17 protein-coding genes are annotated in these 14,315 nt (G+C 63.4%); 7 read left to right on the forward strand and 10 right to left on the reverse strand.

The genetic code is table 11. The features are described from left to right. Positions 1 to 21: 21 nt before the first annotated feature. The 7 genes from soxB to D2N39_RS04120 all read right to left on the reverse strand — a co-directional run bounded on the left by soxB (position 22) and on the right by D2N39_RS04120 (position 5,462). On the reverse strand, positions 22 to 1,716 hold the full coding sequence (gene soxB / locus D2N39_RS04090; protein WP_119133517.1) for a thiosulfohydrolase SoxB: 1,695 nt from the start codon (positions 1,714 to 1,716) through the stop codon (positions 22 to 24). A gap of 121 nt (positions 1,717 to 1,837) precedes the next feature. After that, positions 1,838 to 2,704, reverse strand: coding sequence for a sulfur oxidation c-type cytochrome SoxA (soxA, locus tag D2N39_RS04095; RefSeq protein WP_119133518.1), 867 nt, complete (start codon positions 2,702 to 2,704; stop codon positions 1,838 to 1,840). A gap of 35 nt (positions 2,705 to 2,739) precedes the next feature. After that, entirely contained in the window at positions 2,740 to 3,069 is a 330-nt protein-coding gene (soxZ, locus tag D2N39_RS04100; RefSeq protein WP_119133519.1) for a thiosulfate oxidation carrier complex protein SoxZ, read from the reverse strand. Between the two features lie 25 nt (positions 3,070 to 3,094). After that, a complete protein-coding gene (gene soxY, locus D2N39_RS04105; protein WP_119133935.1) occupies positions 3,095 to 3,514 on the reverse strand; it encodes a thiosulfate oxidation carrier protein SoxY in 420 nt (139 codons plus the stop codon). A gap of 34 nt (positions 3,515 to 3,548) precedes the next feature. Continuing rightward, complete coding sequence (soxX, locus tag D2N39_RS04110; protein ID WP_119133520.1) at positions 3,549 to 4,022, reverse strand: sulfur oxidation c-type cytochrome SoxX; 474 nt, start codon at positions 4,020 to 4,022, stop codon at positions 3,549 to 3,551. Positions 4,023 to 4,149: 127 nt separating this feature from the next. Further along, a complete protein-coding gene (locus tag D2N39_RS04115; RefSeq protein WP_119133521.1) occupies positions 4,150 to 4,713 on the reverse strand; it encodes a SoxW family protein in 564 nt (187 codons plus the stop codon). A gap of 11 nt (positions 4,714 to 4,724) precedes the next feature. Continuing rightward, entirely contained in the window at positions 4,725 to 5,462 is a 738-nt protein-coding gene (locus D2N39_RS04120; protein ID WP_119133936.1) for a cytochrome c biogenesis CcdA family protein, read from the reverse strand. Positions 5,463 to 5,546: 84 nt separating this feature from the next. Here D2N39_RS04120 and D2N39_RS04125 point away from each other — a divergent pair, with 84 nt between their 5' ends. The 4 genes from D2N39_RS04125 (at position 5,547) to D2N39_RS04140 (ending at position 8,013) form a co-directional block, all read left to right on the forward strand. Beyond that, entirely contained in the window at positions 5,547 to 5,912 is a 366-nt protein-coding gene (locus tag D2N39_RS04125; RefSeq protein WP_119133522.1) for a thioredoxin domain-containing protein, read from the forward strand. Positions 5,913 to 6,011: 99 nt separating this feature from the next. After that, entirely contained in the window at positions 6,012 to 6,362 is a 351-nt protein-coding gene (locus tag D2N39_RS04130; RefSeq protein WP_119133523.1) for an ArsR/SmtB family transcription factor, read from the forward strand. 54 nt (positions 6,363 to 6,416) lie between these two features. Next, positions 6,417 to 7,463: a YeeE/YedE family protein gene (locus tag D2N39_RS04135; RefSeq protein WP_119133524.1), complete on the forward strand. Its 1,047-nt coding sequence runs from the start codon at positions 6,417 to 6,419 to the stop codon at positions 7,461 to 7,463. Positions 7,464 to 7,578: 115 nt separating this feature from the next. Further along, positions 7,579 to 8,013, forward strand: coding sequence for a c-type cytochrome (locus D2N39_RS04140; RefSeq protein WP_119133525.1), 435 nt, complete (start codon positions 7,579 to 7,581; stop codon positions 8,011 to 8,013). A gap of 47 nt (positions 8,014 to 8,060) precedes the next feature. On the opposite strand, the gene D2N39_RS04145 is transcribed toward D2N39_RS04140, so the two are convergent. The 3 genes from D2N39_RS04145 to D2N39_RS04155 all read right to left on the reverse strand — a co-directional run bounded on the left by D2N39_RS04145 (position 8,061) and on the right by D2N39_RS04155 (position 9,058). Beyond that, positions 8,061 to 8,345: an I78 family peptidase inhibitor gene (locus D2N39_RS04145; protein WP_119133526.1), complete on the reverse strand. Its 285-nt coding sequence runs from the start codon at positions 8,343 to 8,345 to the stop codon at positions 8,061 to 8,063. A 17-nt stretch (positions 8,346 to 8,362) separates the two neighbouring features. Further along, the gene (locus D2N39_RS04150; RefSeq protein WP_119133527.1) at positions 8,363 to 8,620 is read right to left on the reverse strand and encodes an I78 family peptidase inhibitor; all 258 of its coding nucleotides are present in this window, start codon (positions 8,618 to 8,620) and stop codon (positions 8,363 to 8,365) included. Between the two features lie 78 nt (positions 8,621 to 8,698). Further along, positions 8,699 to 9,058, reverse strand: coding sequence for an I78 family peptidase inhibitor (locus tag D2N39_RS04155; protein WP_158589772.1), 360 nt, complete (start codon positions 9,056 to 9,058; stop codon positions 8,699 to 8,701). 73 nt (positions 9,059 to 9,131) lie between these two features. Here D2N39_RS04155 and D2N39_RS04160 point away from each other — a divergent pair, with 73 nt between their 5' ends. The 3 genes from D2N39_RS04160 to metH all read left to right on the forward strand — a co-directional run bounded on the left by D2N39_RS04160 (position 9,132) and on the right by metH (position 14,250). After that, positions 9,132 to 10,262 (forward strand): S-(hydroxymethyl)glutathione dehydrogenase/class III alcohol dehydrogenase, encoded by a 1,131-nt coding sequence (locus D2N39_RS04160; protein WP_119133528.1) that lies wholly within the window; start codon positions 9,132 to 9,134, stop codon positions 10,260 to 10,262. Between the two features lie 260 nt (positions 10,263 to 10,522). Then, entirely contained in the window at positions 10,523 to 11,548 is a 1,026-nt protein-coding gene (locus D2N39_RS04165; protein ID WP_119133529.1) for a homocysteine S-methyltransferase family protein, read from the forward strand. Further along, positions 11,545 to 14,250: a methionine synthase gene (gene metH / locus D2N39_RS04170; protein ID WP_119133530.1), complete on the forward strand. Its 2,706-nt coding sequence runs from the start codon at positions 11,545 to 11,547 to the stop codon at positions 14,248 to 14,250. Before D2N39_RS04165 ends, metH begins: the two co-directional genes overlap by 4 nt. The last annotated feature ends 65 nt before the right edge of the window (positions 14,251 to 14,315 follow it).

Raw genomic sequence — 14,315 nt, forward strand, 5'->3', positions numbered from 1 at the left:
TGCGAACTCTCCTTGGATTCTTCAGATGCCGGTCACGGTGACCGAGGTGTTGGGTTCCAGCCGGACGGTGCCGATCTTGCGGATATGGCTTTCGATCACATCCCAGATCTGCGGACCTTCGGTGTCCTGATTGACCGAGGCCCAGCCTGCGACCGTGTAGGATTTCGCGGCGTCGATGGCCTCGCCGGTATCGGTCAGCGCGAGGTTGGAAATGCGGCTGCCGATCGGTTTGGACACGTCGATCGTGTAGGCAAGCCCGCCGACGCGCACCATGTCACCGCCCTGTTGATAGTAGGGGTCGGTGTTGAACAGGTTGTCGGCCACATCCTCCATCACCGTTTTCAGCGTCTCGCCGGTCATTTCGGTGCGGTAGCACTGGCCATAGGTCATCGAGGTGACGTTGTGGATGTCCTCGCGGGTGATGGCGTCGCCGGGCAGCAGGGTGGTGCCCCAGCGGACGCCGGGGCTGAGCGCGATCTGCGCGTCCCGCTCTGACCGCACGGCGTCGCAGATCAGGTCATCCCACGAGCCGTTGAAATTGCCGCGCCGATACAGCAGGCTTTCGGTGGTGCCGATCTTTTCTTCCAGCTGAGCCTTGAAGGGCGCGCGTTCGGCGTCGATCAGCGCGGCCATGTCGGCGTCGGGCGTGATGACATCCGAGAAAATCGGGATCAGCTTGTGGCGGAAGCCCATCATCCGGCCATCGCGCACATCCAGATCGATGCGGCTGACGAACTTGCCGTTGGAGCCGGAGGCGATGAGGATGGTGTCGCCCACGATCACCGGCTCGGGCACGGCGTCATGGGTGTGGCCGGTCAGGATCACGTCGATGCCCTTGACGCGGGAAATCATCTTGCGATCCACGTCAAAGCCGTTGTGCGACAGGCAGACCACCAGATCCACGCCCTCGGCGCGGACCTCATCCACCACCTCCTGCATGCGTTCCTCGCGGATGCCGAAGCTGTATTCGGGGAACATCCAGCCGGGGTTGGCGATAGGCATGTAAGGGAAGGCCTGACCGATGACCGCGATGCGCAGGCCACCCTTTTCAAAGATCTTGTAGGGCTCGAAAGCCGGTTCGTCCCATTCCTGATCAAAGATATTGGCGCCGAGGAAGGGGAATTTGAGCTGGCTTTCCACGATCTCTTTCACGCGGTCGGTGCCATAGGTCCATTCCCAGTGGCTCGTCATCGCATCGACGCCCAGCGCGTTCATCACGTTCACCATGTCCTGACCCTTGGTCATGAACGAGGTCATGGAGCCGTGCCATGTATCGCCGCCATCCAGCAGGATCGAATCGGGTCGCGCGGCACGGATCGCCTTCACCACGGTCGCCACGCGATCCATGCCGCCCATGCGGCCGTAACCCTTGGCCAGAGCGGTGAAATCCTCGTAGGTCAGGGCATAGGCCTCGGGCGCGCCGGGCTGGATGTTGAACATCTTCAGGAAATCGGTGCCGGTGACATGTGGCACTTGCCCGCGCGCATCGCCGACGCCCAGATTGATCTCGGGTTCGCGGAAGAAGATCGGCTTCAGTTGCGCGTGGATGTCGGTCACATGGATCAGCGTCACATTGCCGAAATCGTCGAACTGCAAAAGCTGATCCTGGGTCAGCGCCTGTTGCGCCGCCAGTTTCGACCAGTTGCCGAAACCCGACAAACCATAGATCGCCGAGGCCGCCACTGACGCCTGAAGGAATTCCCTGCGGGTGATCATCCGCCACTCTCCTGCTTTCGGACAAAACGAAACCGCCGCGCGGAAAGCGCGTCAGGCCGGTTGCCCTGTCGGTAAATTGCCAAACGAATGCCCGCGCCCGGCAAGGGGCGCGGGAAAGCGGTCAGTGACGGACGGAAACGCCCTCGACCGAAAGCCCGTTGCCGCGCGAGGCGACGTAAAGCTCCAGCGCCTTGAACTCGTCCGAACCGGCCTTGAAAGTTTCGGCGCGGGTGTCGCGGACGCAGCCCACAAACCGCTGCTGGGCGGAGACCATGCCCGCATCCTTCAGGCGGTAGGTCGGGAAGCCGTTGATCTGCCCCTGACTCAGGTGGTCGGCGCGGATCATCTGGCCGTAGTGGTCTTCGTGGCAATTGGCGCAGGACATCTCAAGCTGCCCGTAACGGGTGTAGTAGATTTCCTTGCCCTTTTCCCAGAAGGGAGCGGCAGCGCCGTCGATCTTGACGTTGACGATCTGGCCGCGCGACTGCATCGAGATGACCGACAGCATATCTTTCATCTCGTTCGAGGTGGTGCCCCATTTCTCAAGGCCCATACGCTCGGTCACGCAGTTGTTGATGTAATCTTCCATGATCATCAACTTGCCCGACTTTTCGTCCACGCGCGGCATGACGGCCCGCAAGCCGGCCATGCTTTCCGGCCCCTGATGGCAGCCCGCACAGGATTCGCCGTTCTTGCCGATGGTGGCGTTCCAGCGGTCCACGCCGCGATCGTAGAAGACCATTGCGGGGTTGTCGAAGTCGTCCTTCTGAAGCGCCCGCGTCTCGTCCTCGCGGAACAGCCAGCCGGAATAGATCGTGTCCAGATGGCCCTTCAGGAATTCCGGTGCCGCGGTCTGGGTCACGAAGTCGATGGTGCCGTCATCGGTTTCCACCGACAGCGTGTCTTCCGCCGGATCGGCCATCGCCATGCCCGTGAGGGCAAGGCCGAGGGCCGTGGCGGCCAGCCAGGTCGCTTTGCGCTGCTGCATGATCTCTCCTCCCCGAAATCTCTGTGGCTGCGCGATCAGGCGACTTCGATGGGCTTCACGTCCTCGTAGACGGAGCCATCGTCGTCATACCAGGTGAACTTGAACTCGCCTGCCGCATCGACCTTTGCGTCGAATTCGAAATAGGGGTTCGTCGAAACGGCCGGGTCGATGGCCACGTCGATCACGTTCACGCCGTTCAGATCGCAGGTGAAGCGATTGATGATCGAACGCGGGATCAGCTTGCCGTCGGCATCCTTGCGCTGCCCCGATTCCATCTTGTGCGAGATCAGCGCCTTGATGGTGACCACATCGCCCGCCTTGGCCGATTTGGGAACCTTCACGCGCGGTTTTGCATCATTTGCCATTGTCGTGTTCCTCCTGTTCCCTGCCTCAGCCGCCGCAGCCGCCGATGGTGACCTTCACGGTCGCCTGCGCCTGCTTGATCGAGCCGTCAGCCATTTTCGCCAGCGCCACCACATCCTGCGTTTTCGCAAGGCGGATGCGGGTCGCTGCCATCTGGCTGCCCGCCGCCGGGCCGAAGGTGAAGGTGGCTACGGCCGGTTCCGGGTTGCCGGTGGCCAGCAGCATGATCGCCACCGCGCCGGGGGCGCTGACGGAAACCGGAACGGTATTGCCGTTCTCGGCGATTTCCGGGGCGGTCAGGGTGATGCCGTCGGTGCCGGGGGCCGCGCCGCCGGTGAAGGCATTGGTCAGCTCTTCCGTGGTGGCGGCAAGTGCCGCGCCGGGCATCGCCACGGCCGCAAGCCCGCCGAGACCGACCCACAGGGCTTCGCGTCTGGAAAGGTTCATCATGATCTCCTCAAACTTCTCGGGGCCGGTCCGTTCACTCTTTCAGAGTGACGAGATAGGCCACCACATCCTCGATCTGTGCGGCATTCAGGATCGGCGGCAACTCGCCCTCGGCGGCCTTGCCGGTGTAGCCGTTGCCGGGCCGGATGAAGCCGTCGGTCTTGTAGAAAGCGGGCATGAACGAACCGTCGAAGGTCATCTTCGCATTGGCGACGATGCCGCGCAGCTGTGCCTCGCTGTAGCGGTCGGCCACGCCATCCAGCGGCGGCGCGATATTGCCGGGGAACTGCACATCCGGCAGGGCGCCAACGACGTGGCAGGCCACGCAATTGCCCAGCGCGTTGGTCGTCATCACCTTCACCCCCTCTTCGGGGTTGCCCGGATTGCCGGTCAGCGATTGTGCGACGGCTCCCTCTTCAAAAACCACGTCCTTCGGCGCGGTATCGCTGAAGGCGGGCGTCGCGGCGGCCAGTGCCAGCAGCGTCGCCTGCACGAGGTGGCGTGTCATTGCGATCCTCCCTGATCTCTCCCTGACTCGGACGATAGCGCCGGTATGCGCGAGGATGCAATAGATTTATATGTATTCTTGAATATTCATATCTTTCTGCATTGCAGAAGCCGCGCCGCAGCGCGCGTCAGTTGGCCGGAGCCATGCGGCTGGCCAGATATTTCTGAAAATGTTCTCCATTTTCATAGCCATGGTCACGCACCCAGGTCAGCAGGGCCTCGGTGGTGCCCTTGCCGAAGGCGCCGGGCATCAGCGCGACAGAGGCTTCAGCCGCCTTCTGGCCCTCGGGCACCTGTTCGGGAAGGAAGATCATCGTGGGTGTGAACATCACCCCCCAGCGCACCGCCATGTCCTTTTCCGGCAGCACGGTGCCATCGAAATCCGTCACCTCGACATCGCCGAACAGGTTCATCTGGACGACAAAATACGATTCGCGGATCAGCGCGTCGATGGCGGGATCGGGGAAGACTTCCTCGTGCATCTTGGTGCAATAGATGCAGCCGCGTTGTTCCACGATGACCAGCAGGCGCTTGCCCTCGGTGTTGGCCTCCGACAGATCCTCGCGCAGATCCTTGAAAGTCTCGCGCAGCCAGTCAGGCTTGTGCAGCCCGTCGTCGCCGATCTCGACCGCAAGGGCAGGGGCGGCAAGCGGCAGCAGGGCAAGGGCGACAGTGGCAAGCATACGGCGCATGGAGTGCTCCTTCATTTCAATGTCGCGGACCAGTCGAAGTTGCGGATCAGCCAGTCCGACAGGAATGTCACGGAATTGGTGGCAATCAGGATGGCAAACACCAACAACATCACTCCCATCACCTTTTCGACATAGCCCATAAGGTTGCGGTTGCGGGCAACCCAGCGCAGGAAGGGCTGCGCGAAGGCGGCGGCGATCACGAAGGGTGAGGTCATCGCCAGCCCGAAGGTCAGCACCAGCGCGGTGCCCTGCCACAGCGTGTCCTTGGTCGAGGCAATCAGCAGGATCGAGGCCAGCACCGGCCCGACACAGGCTGTCCAGCCAAAGCCGAAGGCAAGGCCCATCACATAGGCGCCGACCACGGTTTTCGGGTCGCCCTTGCTTTCCATCCGCGCCTCGCGCAGCAGGAAGGGGATGCGCAGCACGCCCAGAAAATGCAGGCCAAAGACGAAGATCACCGCCGCCGCCGCATAGGTCAGCCATTCCTTCCACATGCGGAAGGCCTGCCCCGCCGCCGTGGCGCCAAGCCCCATCAGCCCGAAAATCGTGGTCACACCCAGCGCGAAAAACAGCGCCGAGATGAACAGTCGCCGTTGCGCGCCGGGCGCAATCTGGCCCTGTCCACGCAGTTCGGCCACTGACATGCCGCCCATGTAGCTGAAGTAGAAAGGCACCATGGGCAGGATGCAGGGCGAGAAAAACGCCAGCAACCCGGCCAGTGCGGCCCCGCCGAAACTCACATCCGTCAGCATCCGCCTCCTCCCCGAAGCGCCGCTTGCCCAGAAGGGCATTTTCAGATTAGGATATTTCTATGCAACTATAGGGTTGTCAACATGACTCGTTCGGGCTTCTTGGCCGCGTTTGTGCTGTTCTGCGGCTGGGGCTCTGCCGCAGTGGCCGGGTTGAGCCTGCTGATGTTCGAACAGCCGGGCTGCATCTATTGTGCGCGCTGGACCGAGGATGTCGGCCCCGAATACCCGCTGACCGAAGAGGGGCGCGCGGCCCCGCTGACACGGATCGACCTTCATGCGGCGCTGCCGGAGGGTGTGCGGATCAACAGCGCCCCGATTTTCACCCCCACCTTCGTCCTTCTGTCCGATGGGGTGGAGGTCGGCCGGATCGAGGGTTATCCGGGCGAGGATTTCTTCTGGCCTCTGCTGGGTCAGCTTATCCGTGACGCGGAGCCGTCCGGGGGCTGAGGCTGCGCCGCGTCGATTCGCGCCTAAAGTGCCGTTTCCTTCGGGATTCGGTTGCGGTAGCTGCCCGCTGGCGGCATTAAGGGCGGCAAGCGGATCTGGATGTCGAAGTTGCGCGATGGCGAACAACAGGACCACGGCCTATCCCCCCTCCCCCCGTTGGAGGGGCTGGTCGTGCAGGCCGGTGAGGCGGCCAATTTTCTGAAGGCGCTGGGGCATGACGGGCGGCTGACCATCCTGTGTCATCTGGTGTCGGGTCCGAAAAGCGTGACCGAGCTTGAAAACCTGTTGTCCTCGCGGCAGGCTGTGGTCAGTCAGCAACTGGCGCGGCTGCGGCTGGAGGGGCTGGTCAGCGCGCGGCGGGACGGGCAGGCGATCTATTATTCGATCCTCGATCCGCGGGTTGAAAGGATGCTCGGCCTGCTGGGGAGCATGTTCTGCAAGCCGGAGTGACGCGGCAAGCCGCTGGCGCCCGCGCCGGGGCCGCAGCCAAGGGAGGAACCGGGAATGGATGATCTGCCCTATGGGCTGCTTGCCGCGCTTGTGGGTCTGGCGGGCGGTGTCGTGCTGGGCCTTGCGGCCCGGCTGGGGGATTTCTGCACACTGGGGGCATTGGAAAGCGCGGCTTACGGCAAGGATGCCCGCCGCCTGCGGCTTTGGGGCATCGTTCTGGGCGTGGCGATCCTTGGCACGCAGTTCGGCGCGCTGGCCGGGCTGATCGACCTTTCCGCCACCTACTACCACAGCCTTGCCTGGAACCCGCTGGCCTCGGTCATAGGCGGGCTGGTGTTCGGCTACGGCATGGCGATGGCGGGCAATTGCGGCTTCGGTGCACTGGTGCGTTTTGGCGGCGGTGATCTGCGGTCGCTGGTCGTCGTGGTCGTCATGGGTATCTTCGGGTTCGTCGCGCTGTCGGGGCCGCTGGCCCCGCTGCGTGTCGCCCTGTTTCCGCAGCCCGATGCTGCCGGGCCGCAGGGGATTGCCAATGACCTGCAAGGCTGGACCGGCCTGCCCGTCGCGGCAACGGCGGCGGTGCTGGGGCTGGCCTGTATCGGTTGGGCGCTGGCCCATCGCCCGCTGCGCGAACGCCCCGGCATGATTGCCTGGGGTGTGGCGGCCGGGCTGGCGGTGGTCTGGTGCTTTGCGGGCACGAGTTGGCTTTACGAGGCGAGCCTTGGGGCGGTGCAGGTGGAAAGCGCCTCTTTCACCGCGCCGGTGGGGCGCACGCTGATCTTCCTGATGACCTCGACCGCCGGGGGTATCACGTTCTCGGTTGGCTCGGTGCTTGGGGTGATGCTGGGGGCGCTGATCGGCTCGACCATCCGGGGCCTGTTCAAATGGGAAGCCTGCGAAGACCCGCGCGAGTTGGGCCGTCAGGTCGGCGGCGCGGTGCTGATGGGGATCGGCGGCGTGATCGCGCTGGGCTGTTCGGTCGGGCAGGGCGTCAGCGCCTTCGCCACGCTGGCATGGTCCGGCCCGGTGACGCTGGCCGCCATCGCCGCCGGGGCACTGCTGGGCCTGCGCCATCTGATCGCCGGTTACGAACCGGAGTGATCGCCCGAAACCATCGTTGACAATCGCGTGACCGGCCCGCCCGATCACCGCAAGGTTATCGCGTCGTCGCAAGTCGTGTTTATAGTGGGGGCATTCCAGCTAGGAGAGCCAGACAATGAAATTGACCACGCGCATTCTGACCCTTGGCCTGATCGTGGCCGGCGGCATGGCCTTCGCCGAGGGCGAGGCGACCGACCCCACGGTGAAAGCCCGGCAGGAGCTGATGAAAACCATCGGCGGCAATACAAAAGCCCTCGGCGATATGGCGGGCGGCAAGGCCGATTTCGATGCCGCCAAGGCCGAAGCTGCAAAGGCGGCGATTCTGGCCGCTTCGGCCGAGATCGCGGCGAAGTTTGAAACCAACGCAACCGACCCGGAAACCGAGGCGAAGCCGGAAATCTGGTCCAACTGGGATGATTTCGTCAGCAAGGCCGACGCGCTGAAAACCGCAGCCGGGGCGCTGGATGCGACCTCGCTGGACGGGGTGAAGGCTGGAATGGCTGGTGTCGGCGGTGCCTGCAAGGCCTGCCATACCGCCTATCGGATGTAACTTGCGGATCGCCCGGCGCTTTTGGGCCGGGCGCTTCTCTGCTCTGGTCAGCCGCAGGTGATGGCCTCGATGCGGCCCTCTTCCGTCAGCGTGACATTCATCCGACCCGAAGCGTAGTCCATCGTGACGGCCATGCCCGGCTCGATAACCCGCATCGGACCGCTGTGCGCGATCTGGCCTATGGCTTCGCGCGGCTGGCCGACAAGATGCTGCCACTTGGCCGCGCCACAGGTGCCGCCAAGGGCTGCGGGCGGCGGTTCCTCAGGAACGCACCCGGAAAGCGTAATCACCAGCGCCCCGGACAGAGCCATGAAACCAAGGGTCTTGCGCATTTCATCTCCTCCTCAGATCACCCGCAACGGAAGCCTGCGATGCGGTCCTGCCTGTCCAGCAGGACATTGAGCCGGTTGGGGCGATAGTCTTCCGTAATGGCCAGATCCGGCGGGACCAGACGATGTTCCTCTGGCATATACTGTTCGTCCAGTGCATCGGCCGGCTGTCCGATCCAGCCAGCCAACCGATTGGCACCGCAGGCGCCTCCCTGATAGTCCGGCGCCTGCACGCAACCGGCAAACACCAGCAGGCAACCCGAAAACCACTTCCTCATCCGTCACCGATCCTGAAGCATTGGCCCTGCAACAGCCATTGGCCACAAGGCTGATGGGCCTGAACCTTTGGCCCAAGCTCAGCCACAGGTGATGCGAACGACCGTGCCTGCCGGATCGAGGTGAAAGTTGATGCGGAAGGAATCGTATTCTTCCTGACTGACAATGCCGCCGGGTGTCACGAAACGTGTGGGCCGGGTGATGCCCGCGGCTGTCACCGAAGACTGGTTCTGCCCCTTCAGATACTGGTAGTCCGCCGCGTGGCAGGTATCCGGCTCGCGGTCGTTCAGACCCGGCGTCAGGTCGATCGGCTGCCCGGTCACCGGGTCGATGCCCGGCGTTACCACCAGAGGCGGCGGCTGATACGGCTCGGGCGCGGGGGCGCAAGCCGCAGTCGCAAGGGCCAGAAGCAGGCCGAGGGTGGTCGTAACTCGTGTCATCAGTGCCGTTTCCCGCGTTGCAATTCTTCCGTGTTTCGCACAGCTTGGGCCAAATTGACAGAGGGAGGAGCCTATGCGCACCCGTGCCGCGGTGGCCGTTGCCGCCGGAAAACCGCTTGAGATCATGGAAGTGAACCTCGAAGGGCCGAAATTCGGCGAGGTTCTTGTGGAAATCAAGGCCACCGGCATTTGCCACACCGACGAATTCACCCTGTCGGGCGCCGACCCGGAAGGGCTGTTCCCGGCGATTCTCGGCCATGAGGGCGCGGGCGTCGTGGTCGAATGCGGTCCCGGCGTGACCACGCTGAAACCCGGCGATCACGTTATCCCGCTTTACACTCCGGAATGCCGGGAATGCCCGAGCTGCCTGAGCCAGAAGACCAACCTCTGCACCTCGATCCGCGCGACGCAAGGCCAGGGCATGATGCCCGACGGCACCTCGCGGTTTTCCATGCTGGATGGCACACCGATCCATCACTACATGGGCTGTTCGACCTTCGCACAGCATACCGTGGTGCCGGAAATCGCCCTTGCCAAGATCCGCGACGATGCGCCCTTCGACAAGGTCTGTTACATCGGCTGCGGCGTTACCACCGGCATCGGCGCGGTGATCAACACTGCGAAGGTGGAGATCGGCGCCAAGGCGGTGGTCTTCGGTCTGGGCGGCATCGGGCTGAACGTGATCCAGGGCCTGAAACTTGCTGGTGCCGACATGATCATCGGGGTCGATCTGAACAACGACAAGAAGGAATGGGGCGAACGCTTCGGCATGACCCATTTCGTCAACCCGAAAGAGATTGAAGGCTCGGTCGTCCAGCATATCGTCAACATGACGAAAACCCCGGCCGATCAGATCGGCGGCGCCGATTACAGCTTCGATTGCACCGGCAACGTCAAGGTGATGCGTGACGCGCTGGAATGCACCCATCGCGGCTGGGGCGTCTCGGTGGTGATCGGCGTGGCGCCGGCAGGGGCCGAGATCAGCACGCGGCCCTTCCAGCTGGTGACCGGGCGGCAGTGGAAAGGTACCGCCTTCGGCGGCGCGCGCGGTCGCACCGATGTGCCGAAAATCGTTGACTGGTATATGGACGGCAAGATCCAGATCGATCCGATGATCACCCACACGCTGAGCCTTGAGGACATCAACAAGGGCTTCGATCTGATGCACGAAGGCAAGTCGATCCGCGCCGTGGTCGTCTACTGATCTGTCGGACCGGGGGCGCTTCGCCCCCCCGGACCCCCCGAGGATATTTTCAGACAGAAAATGAGGGCGCCGCATATAGTGGATTTTCTGTCCATAAGTATCCCACGGGGGTCCGGGGGTGTGAAACCCCCGGTCCGCAACCAGCCAGAGGCGCCCGGCCGGATTATCGAAATTCCTCATAATCTTTTCCAGAAATGTGAATTTGAATCCTGCGGGCAATCTGCCTAGGGTCCCGGCTTCCTGAAGAAGCCCATGATCCGATGCAGATTTTCCAGATTCCAGACAGCCCGAACACCGACCTTCTGAACCGTCTTGCGCGCGAGCGTATCCTGATCCTCGACGGGGCGATGGGCACGCAGATCCAGGCCCTGGGTCTGGGGGAGGAGGATTTTCACGGTTGTGCCTGCCGCCATCATTCGGACCATCCGCAGAAGGGCAACAACGATCTTCTGAGCCTGACGCAGCCTGCGGCGGTGGAGGAGATCCATTTCCGCTATGCCATGGCGGGGGCGGATATTGTCGAGACCAATACTTTTTCCGCCACCACCATCGCGCAGGCGGATTACGGTATGGAAGCGGCGGTGCATGACCTGAATGTTGCAGGCGCGCGGCTGGCGCGGGCGGCGCTGGACCGGGCGACGGCAATCGACGGCAGGCCGCGTTTCGTGGCCGGGGCGGTGGGGCCGACCAACCGCACGGCGAGCCTCAGCCCCGATGTCAACGACCCCGGTTATCGTGCTGTCACCTTCGATGATCTGCGCCGCGCCTATGGCGCGCAGGTGCGTGGCCTGATGGAGGGCGGCGCCGATCTGATCCTGATCGAGACCATCTTCGACACGCTGAACGCCAAGGCGGCGATCTTTGCCTGCATGGAGGTTTTTGCCGAAGCCGGGCGCCGCCTGCCGCTGATGATTTCCGGCACGATCACCGATGCCTCGGGGCGCACATTATCTGGGCAGACGCCGACCGCTTTCTGGCATTCGGTGGCTCATGCCCGGCCTTTCACCGTGGGGCTGAACTGTGCGCTGGGGGCCAGCGCCATGCGGCCGCATCTGGCCGAACTCGCGCAGGCGGCGGATGTGGCGGTCTGCGCCTATCCCAATGCCGGGCTGCCCAATGCCTTTGGCCAATATGACGAAGGCCCCGAGGAAACCGCCCGCCAAGTGGCTGATTTCGCGCGCGAAGGGCTGGTGAATGTGGTCGGCGGCTGCTGCGGCACCACGCCGGATCATATTCGCGCCATTGCCGAAGCCGTGGCGGACCTGTGCCCGAGGAGTGTGAAATGACCCGGCTTCTGCGCCTCTCCGGCCTCGAACCCTTCACCCTGACGCCCGACATTCCCTTCGTGAATGTGGGGGAGCGCACGAATGTCACCGGCTCGGCGCGCTTCCGCAAGCTGATCGTCAACCGCGACTATGCCGCTGCGCTGGAGGTGGCGCGCGATCAGGTGGAAAACGGCGCGCAGATCATCGACATCAACATGGATGAGGGGCTGATCGATTCAAAAGCCGCCATGGTCGAGTTTCTGAACCTGCTGGCAGCCGAGCCGGATATCGCCCGTGTGCCGGTGATGATCGACAGTTCCAGATGGGAGGTGATCGAGGCGGGCCTGCAGTGCGTGCAGGGTAAGCCCGTCGTCAATTCCATCAGCATGAAGGAGGGGGAGGCCGCGTTCCGGCATCAGGCGGGGCTCTGCCTGGCCTATGGCGCGGCCGTGGTCGTCATGGCCTTTGATGAAACGGGGCAGGCTGATACCTTCGCGCGCAAGACTGAAATCTGTGCCCGCGCCTATCGCATTCTGGTGGATGAAGTCGGCTTCCCGCCCGAGGACATCATCTTTGACCCCAATATCTTCGCCGTGGCGACCGGGATCGAGGAACACAACAATTACGGTGTCGATTTCATCGAGGCGACGCGGTGGATTCGTGCGAACCTGCCGCATGCGCATGTGTCGGGGGGTGTCTCCAACCTTTCGTTCAGCTTTCGCGGCAATGATGCGGTGCGCGAGGCGATGCATGCCGTCTTTCTGTATCATGCCATCGCGGCGGGGATGGACATGGGTATCGTCAATGCCGGGCAGCTTGTGGTCTATGACCAGATCGAGCCTGAGTTGCGAACGCGCTGCGAGGATGTCGTGCTCAACCGCCGTCCGGATGCGACCGACCGGCTGCTGGAGATCGCGGATCGCTTCCGGGGTGGCGCAAAGGAAGAAAAGGGCCGCGATCTGGCATGGCGCGACTGGCCGGTGGAAAAGCGGCTGGAACATGCGCTGGTGAACGGGATCACCGAATTCATCGAAGCCGATACCGAGGCTGCGCGCCTTAACGCCGCGCGCCCGCTGGATGTGATCGAAGGCCCGTTGATGGCGGGGATGAATGTGGTGGGCGACCTGTTCGGCGCGGGCAAGATGTTCCTGCCGCAAGTTGTGAAATCGGCCCGCGTGATGAAACAGGCCGTCGCGGTTCTGTTGCCGTTCATGGAAGAAGAGAAGCGGCTGAACGGCGGATCGGGGCGTGAAAGCGCGGGCAAGATCCTGATGGCCACGGTGAAGGGCGATGTGCATGACATTGGCAAGAACATCGTCGGCGTGGTTCTGGCCTGCAACAATTACGACATCATCGACCTTGGTGTGATGGTGCCGCCGCAGAAGATCCTTGAGGTCGCAAAGGCCGAGAAGGTGGATGCCATCGGTCTTTCCGGCCTGATCACCCCCTCGCTGGACGAGATGGTCCATATGGCGTCCGAGATGGAACGCGAAGGGCTGTCGATTCCCTTGCTGATCGGCGGGGCCACGACCTCGAAGGTGCATACGGCGGTGAAGATCGTGCCGCGCTATTCCGGCCCGGCGGTCTATGTGCTGGATGCCAGTCGCGCGGTGGGGGTGGTGAGCAACCTGCTCAGCCCCACGCAGAAGGTGCCCTATATCGCGCAGATCCGGGCAGAATATGCCGAGGTTTCGGACCGTCACGAAAGGGCGGAGCGTGCAAAGTTGCGGCTGCCGCTGGCGCAGGCGCGCGCGAATGCGCTGAAACTCGACTGGTCGGGCTATCAGGTGCCGGTGCCGCAATTCCTTGGCGCGCGGGCGGTTGATGACTGGGATCTGGCCGAGATTGCGCGTTACATCGACTGGACCCCGTTTTTCCAGACATGGGAGATGCGTGGCGTCTATCCCCGTATTCTGGAGGATGAGGCGCAGGGCGCGGCAGCGCGGGCCCTGTTTGCCGATGCGCAGGACATGCTGGCGCGGATCATCGCGGAACGCTGGTTCCGGCCGCGTGCCGTGGTGGGCTTCTGGCCTGCCCAGACTTCGGGCGATGACATCCGGCTTTATTGCGGCGAGGACAGGCAACTGCCGCTGGCCACCCTGCACAGCCTGCGCCAGCAACATGCCAAGCGGGCAGGGCGGCCCAATCTCGCATTGGCCGACTTTGTCGCGCCCGAGGGCGGGCCGCGCGATTATGTTGGCGGGTTCGTCGTGACGGCGGGACCGGAGGAAGCGGCGATTGCCGATGCCTTCGACCGCGCGAATGACAATTATTCGGCCATCATGGTCAAGGCGCTGGCCGACCGTTATGCCGAGGCAATGGCCGAGATGCTGCATCAGCGCGTGCGGCGCGAGCTTTGGGGCTATGCGCCGGACGAGGCCTTTGATCCGCAGGAGCTGATCGGTGAACCCTATCGCGGCATCCGTCCTGCCCCCGGCTATCCGGCCCAGCCCGATCACACCGAAAAGCGCACGCTGTTCCGTCTGCTGGAGGCCGAGGCCCATACCGGCGTGCACCTGACGGAAAGCATGGCGATGTGGCCGGGGTCTTCGGTGTCAGGGCTCTATCTCGCGCATCCCGAAAGCCATTATTTCGGCGTGGCGAAGGTGGAACGCGATCAGGTGCAGGATTACGCCGCCCGCAAGGGCATGTCGCAGGACGAGGCGGAACGCTGGCTGGCGCCGGTGCTGAACTATGATCCTGCCGCAAAGGCAGTGGCCTGAGGCGTGCTCTGGCCCCGGCCTCGTCATATCTGCGCCTGAATTCGCGGCGAGTCTGCCCGCGTGTT

It is taken from the genome of Gemmobacter lutimaris (assembly GCF_003570715.1).
GTDB classification, from domain to species: domain Bacteria; phylum Pseudomonadota; class Alphaproteobacteria; order Rhodobacterales; family Rhodobacteraceae; genus Gemmobacter; species Gemmobacter lutimaris.

Excerpts from the sequence above, each read along its gene's own strand:
- soxB (WP_119133517.1), bottom strand. The coding sequence starts at position 1,716 with ATGATCACCCGCAGGGAATTCCTTCAGGCGTCAGTGGCGGCCTCGGCG.
- soxA (WP_119133518.1), bottom strand. The coding sequence starts at position 2,704 with ATGCAGCAGCGCAAAGCGACCTGGCTGGCCGCCACGGCCCTCGGCCTT.
- soxZ (WP_119133519.1), bottom strand. The coding sequence starts at position 3,069 with ATGGCAAATGATGCAAAACCGCGCGTGAAGGTTCCCAAATCGGCCAAG.
- soxY (WP_119133935.1), bottom strand. The coding sequence starts at position 3,514 with ATGAACCTTTCCAGACGCGAAGCCCTGTGGGTCGGTCTCGGCGGGCTT.
- soxX (WP_119133520.1), bottom strand. The coding sequence starts at position 4,022 with ATGACACGCCACCTCGTGCAGGCGACGCTGCTGGCACTGGCCGCCGCG.
- D2N39_RS04115 (WP_119133521.1), bottom strand. The coding sequence starts at position 4,713 with ATGCGCCGTATGCTTGCCACTGTCGCCCTTGCCCTGCTGCCGCTTGCC.
- D2N39_RS04125 (WP_119133522.1), top strand. The coding sequence starts at position 5,547 with ATGACTCGTTCGGGCTTCTTGGCCGCGTTTGTGCTGTTCTGCGGCTGG.
- D2N39_RS04130 (WP_119133523.1), top strand. The coding sequence starts at position 6,012 with ATGTCGAAGTTGCGCGATGGCGAACAACAGGACCACGGCCTATCCCCC.
- D2N39_RS04135 (WP_119133524.1), top strand. The coding sequence starts at position 6,417 with ATGGATGATCTGCCCTATGGGCTGCTTGCCGCGCTTGTGGGTCTGGCG.
- D2N39_RS04140 (WP_119133525.1), top strand. The coding sequence starts at position 7,579 with ATGAAATTGACCACGCGCATTCTGACCCTTGGCCTGATCGTGGCCGGC.
- D2N39_RS04145 (WP_119133526.1), bottom strand. The coding sequence starts at position 8,345 with ATGCGCAAGACCCTTGGTTTCATGGCTCTGTCCGGGGCGCTGGTGATT.
- D2N39_RS04150 (WP_119133527.1), bottom strand. The coding sequence starts at position 8,620 with ATGAGGAAGTGGTTTTCGGGTTGCCTGCTGGTGTTTGCCGGTTGCGTG.
- D2N39_RS04155 (WP_158589772.1), bottom strand. The coding sequence starts at position 9,058 with ATGACACGAGTTACGACCACCCTCGGCCTGCTTCTGGCCCTTGCGACT.
- D2N39_RS04160 (WP_119133528.1), top strand. The coding sequence starts at position 9,132 with ATGCGCACCCGTGCCGCGGTGGCCGTTGCCGCCGGAAAACCGCTTGAG.
- D2N39_RS04165 (WP_119133529.1), top strand. The coding sequence starts at position 10,523 with ATGCAGATTTTCCAGATTCCAGACAGCCCGAACACCGACCTTCTGAAC.
- metH (WP_119133530.1), top strand. The coding sequence starts at position 11,545 with ATGACCCGGCTTCTGCGCCTCTCCGGCCTCGAACCCTTCACCCTGACG.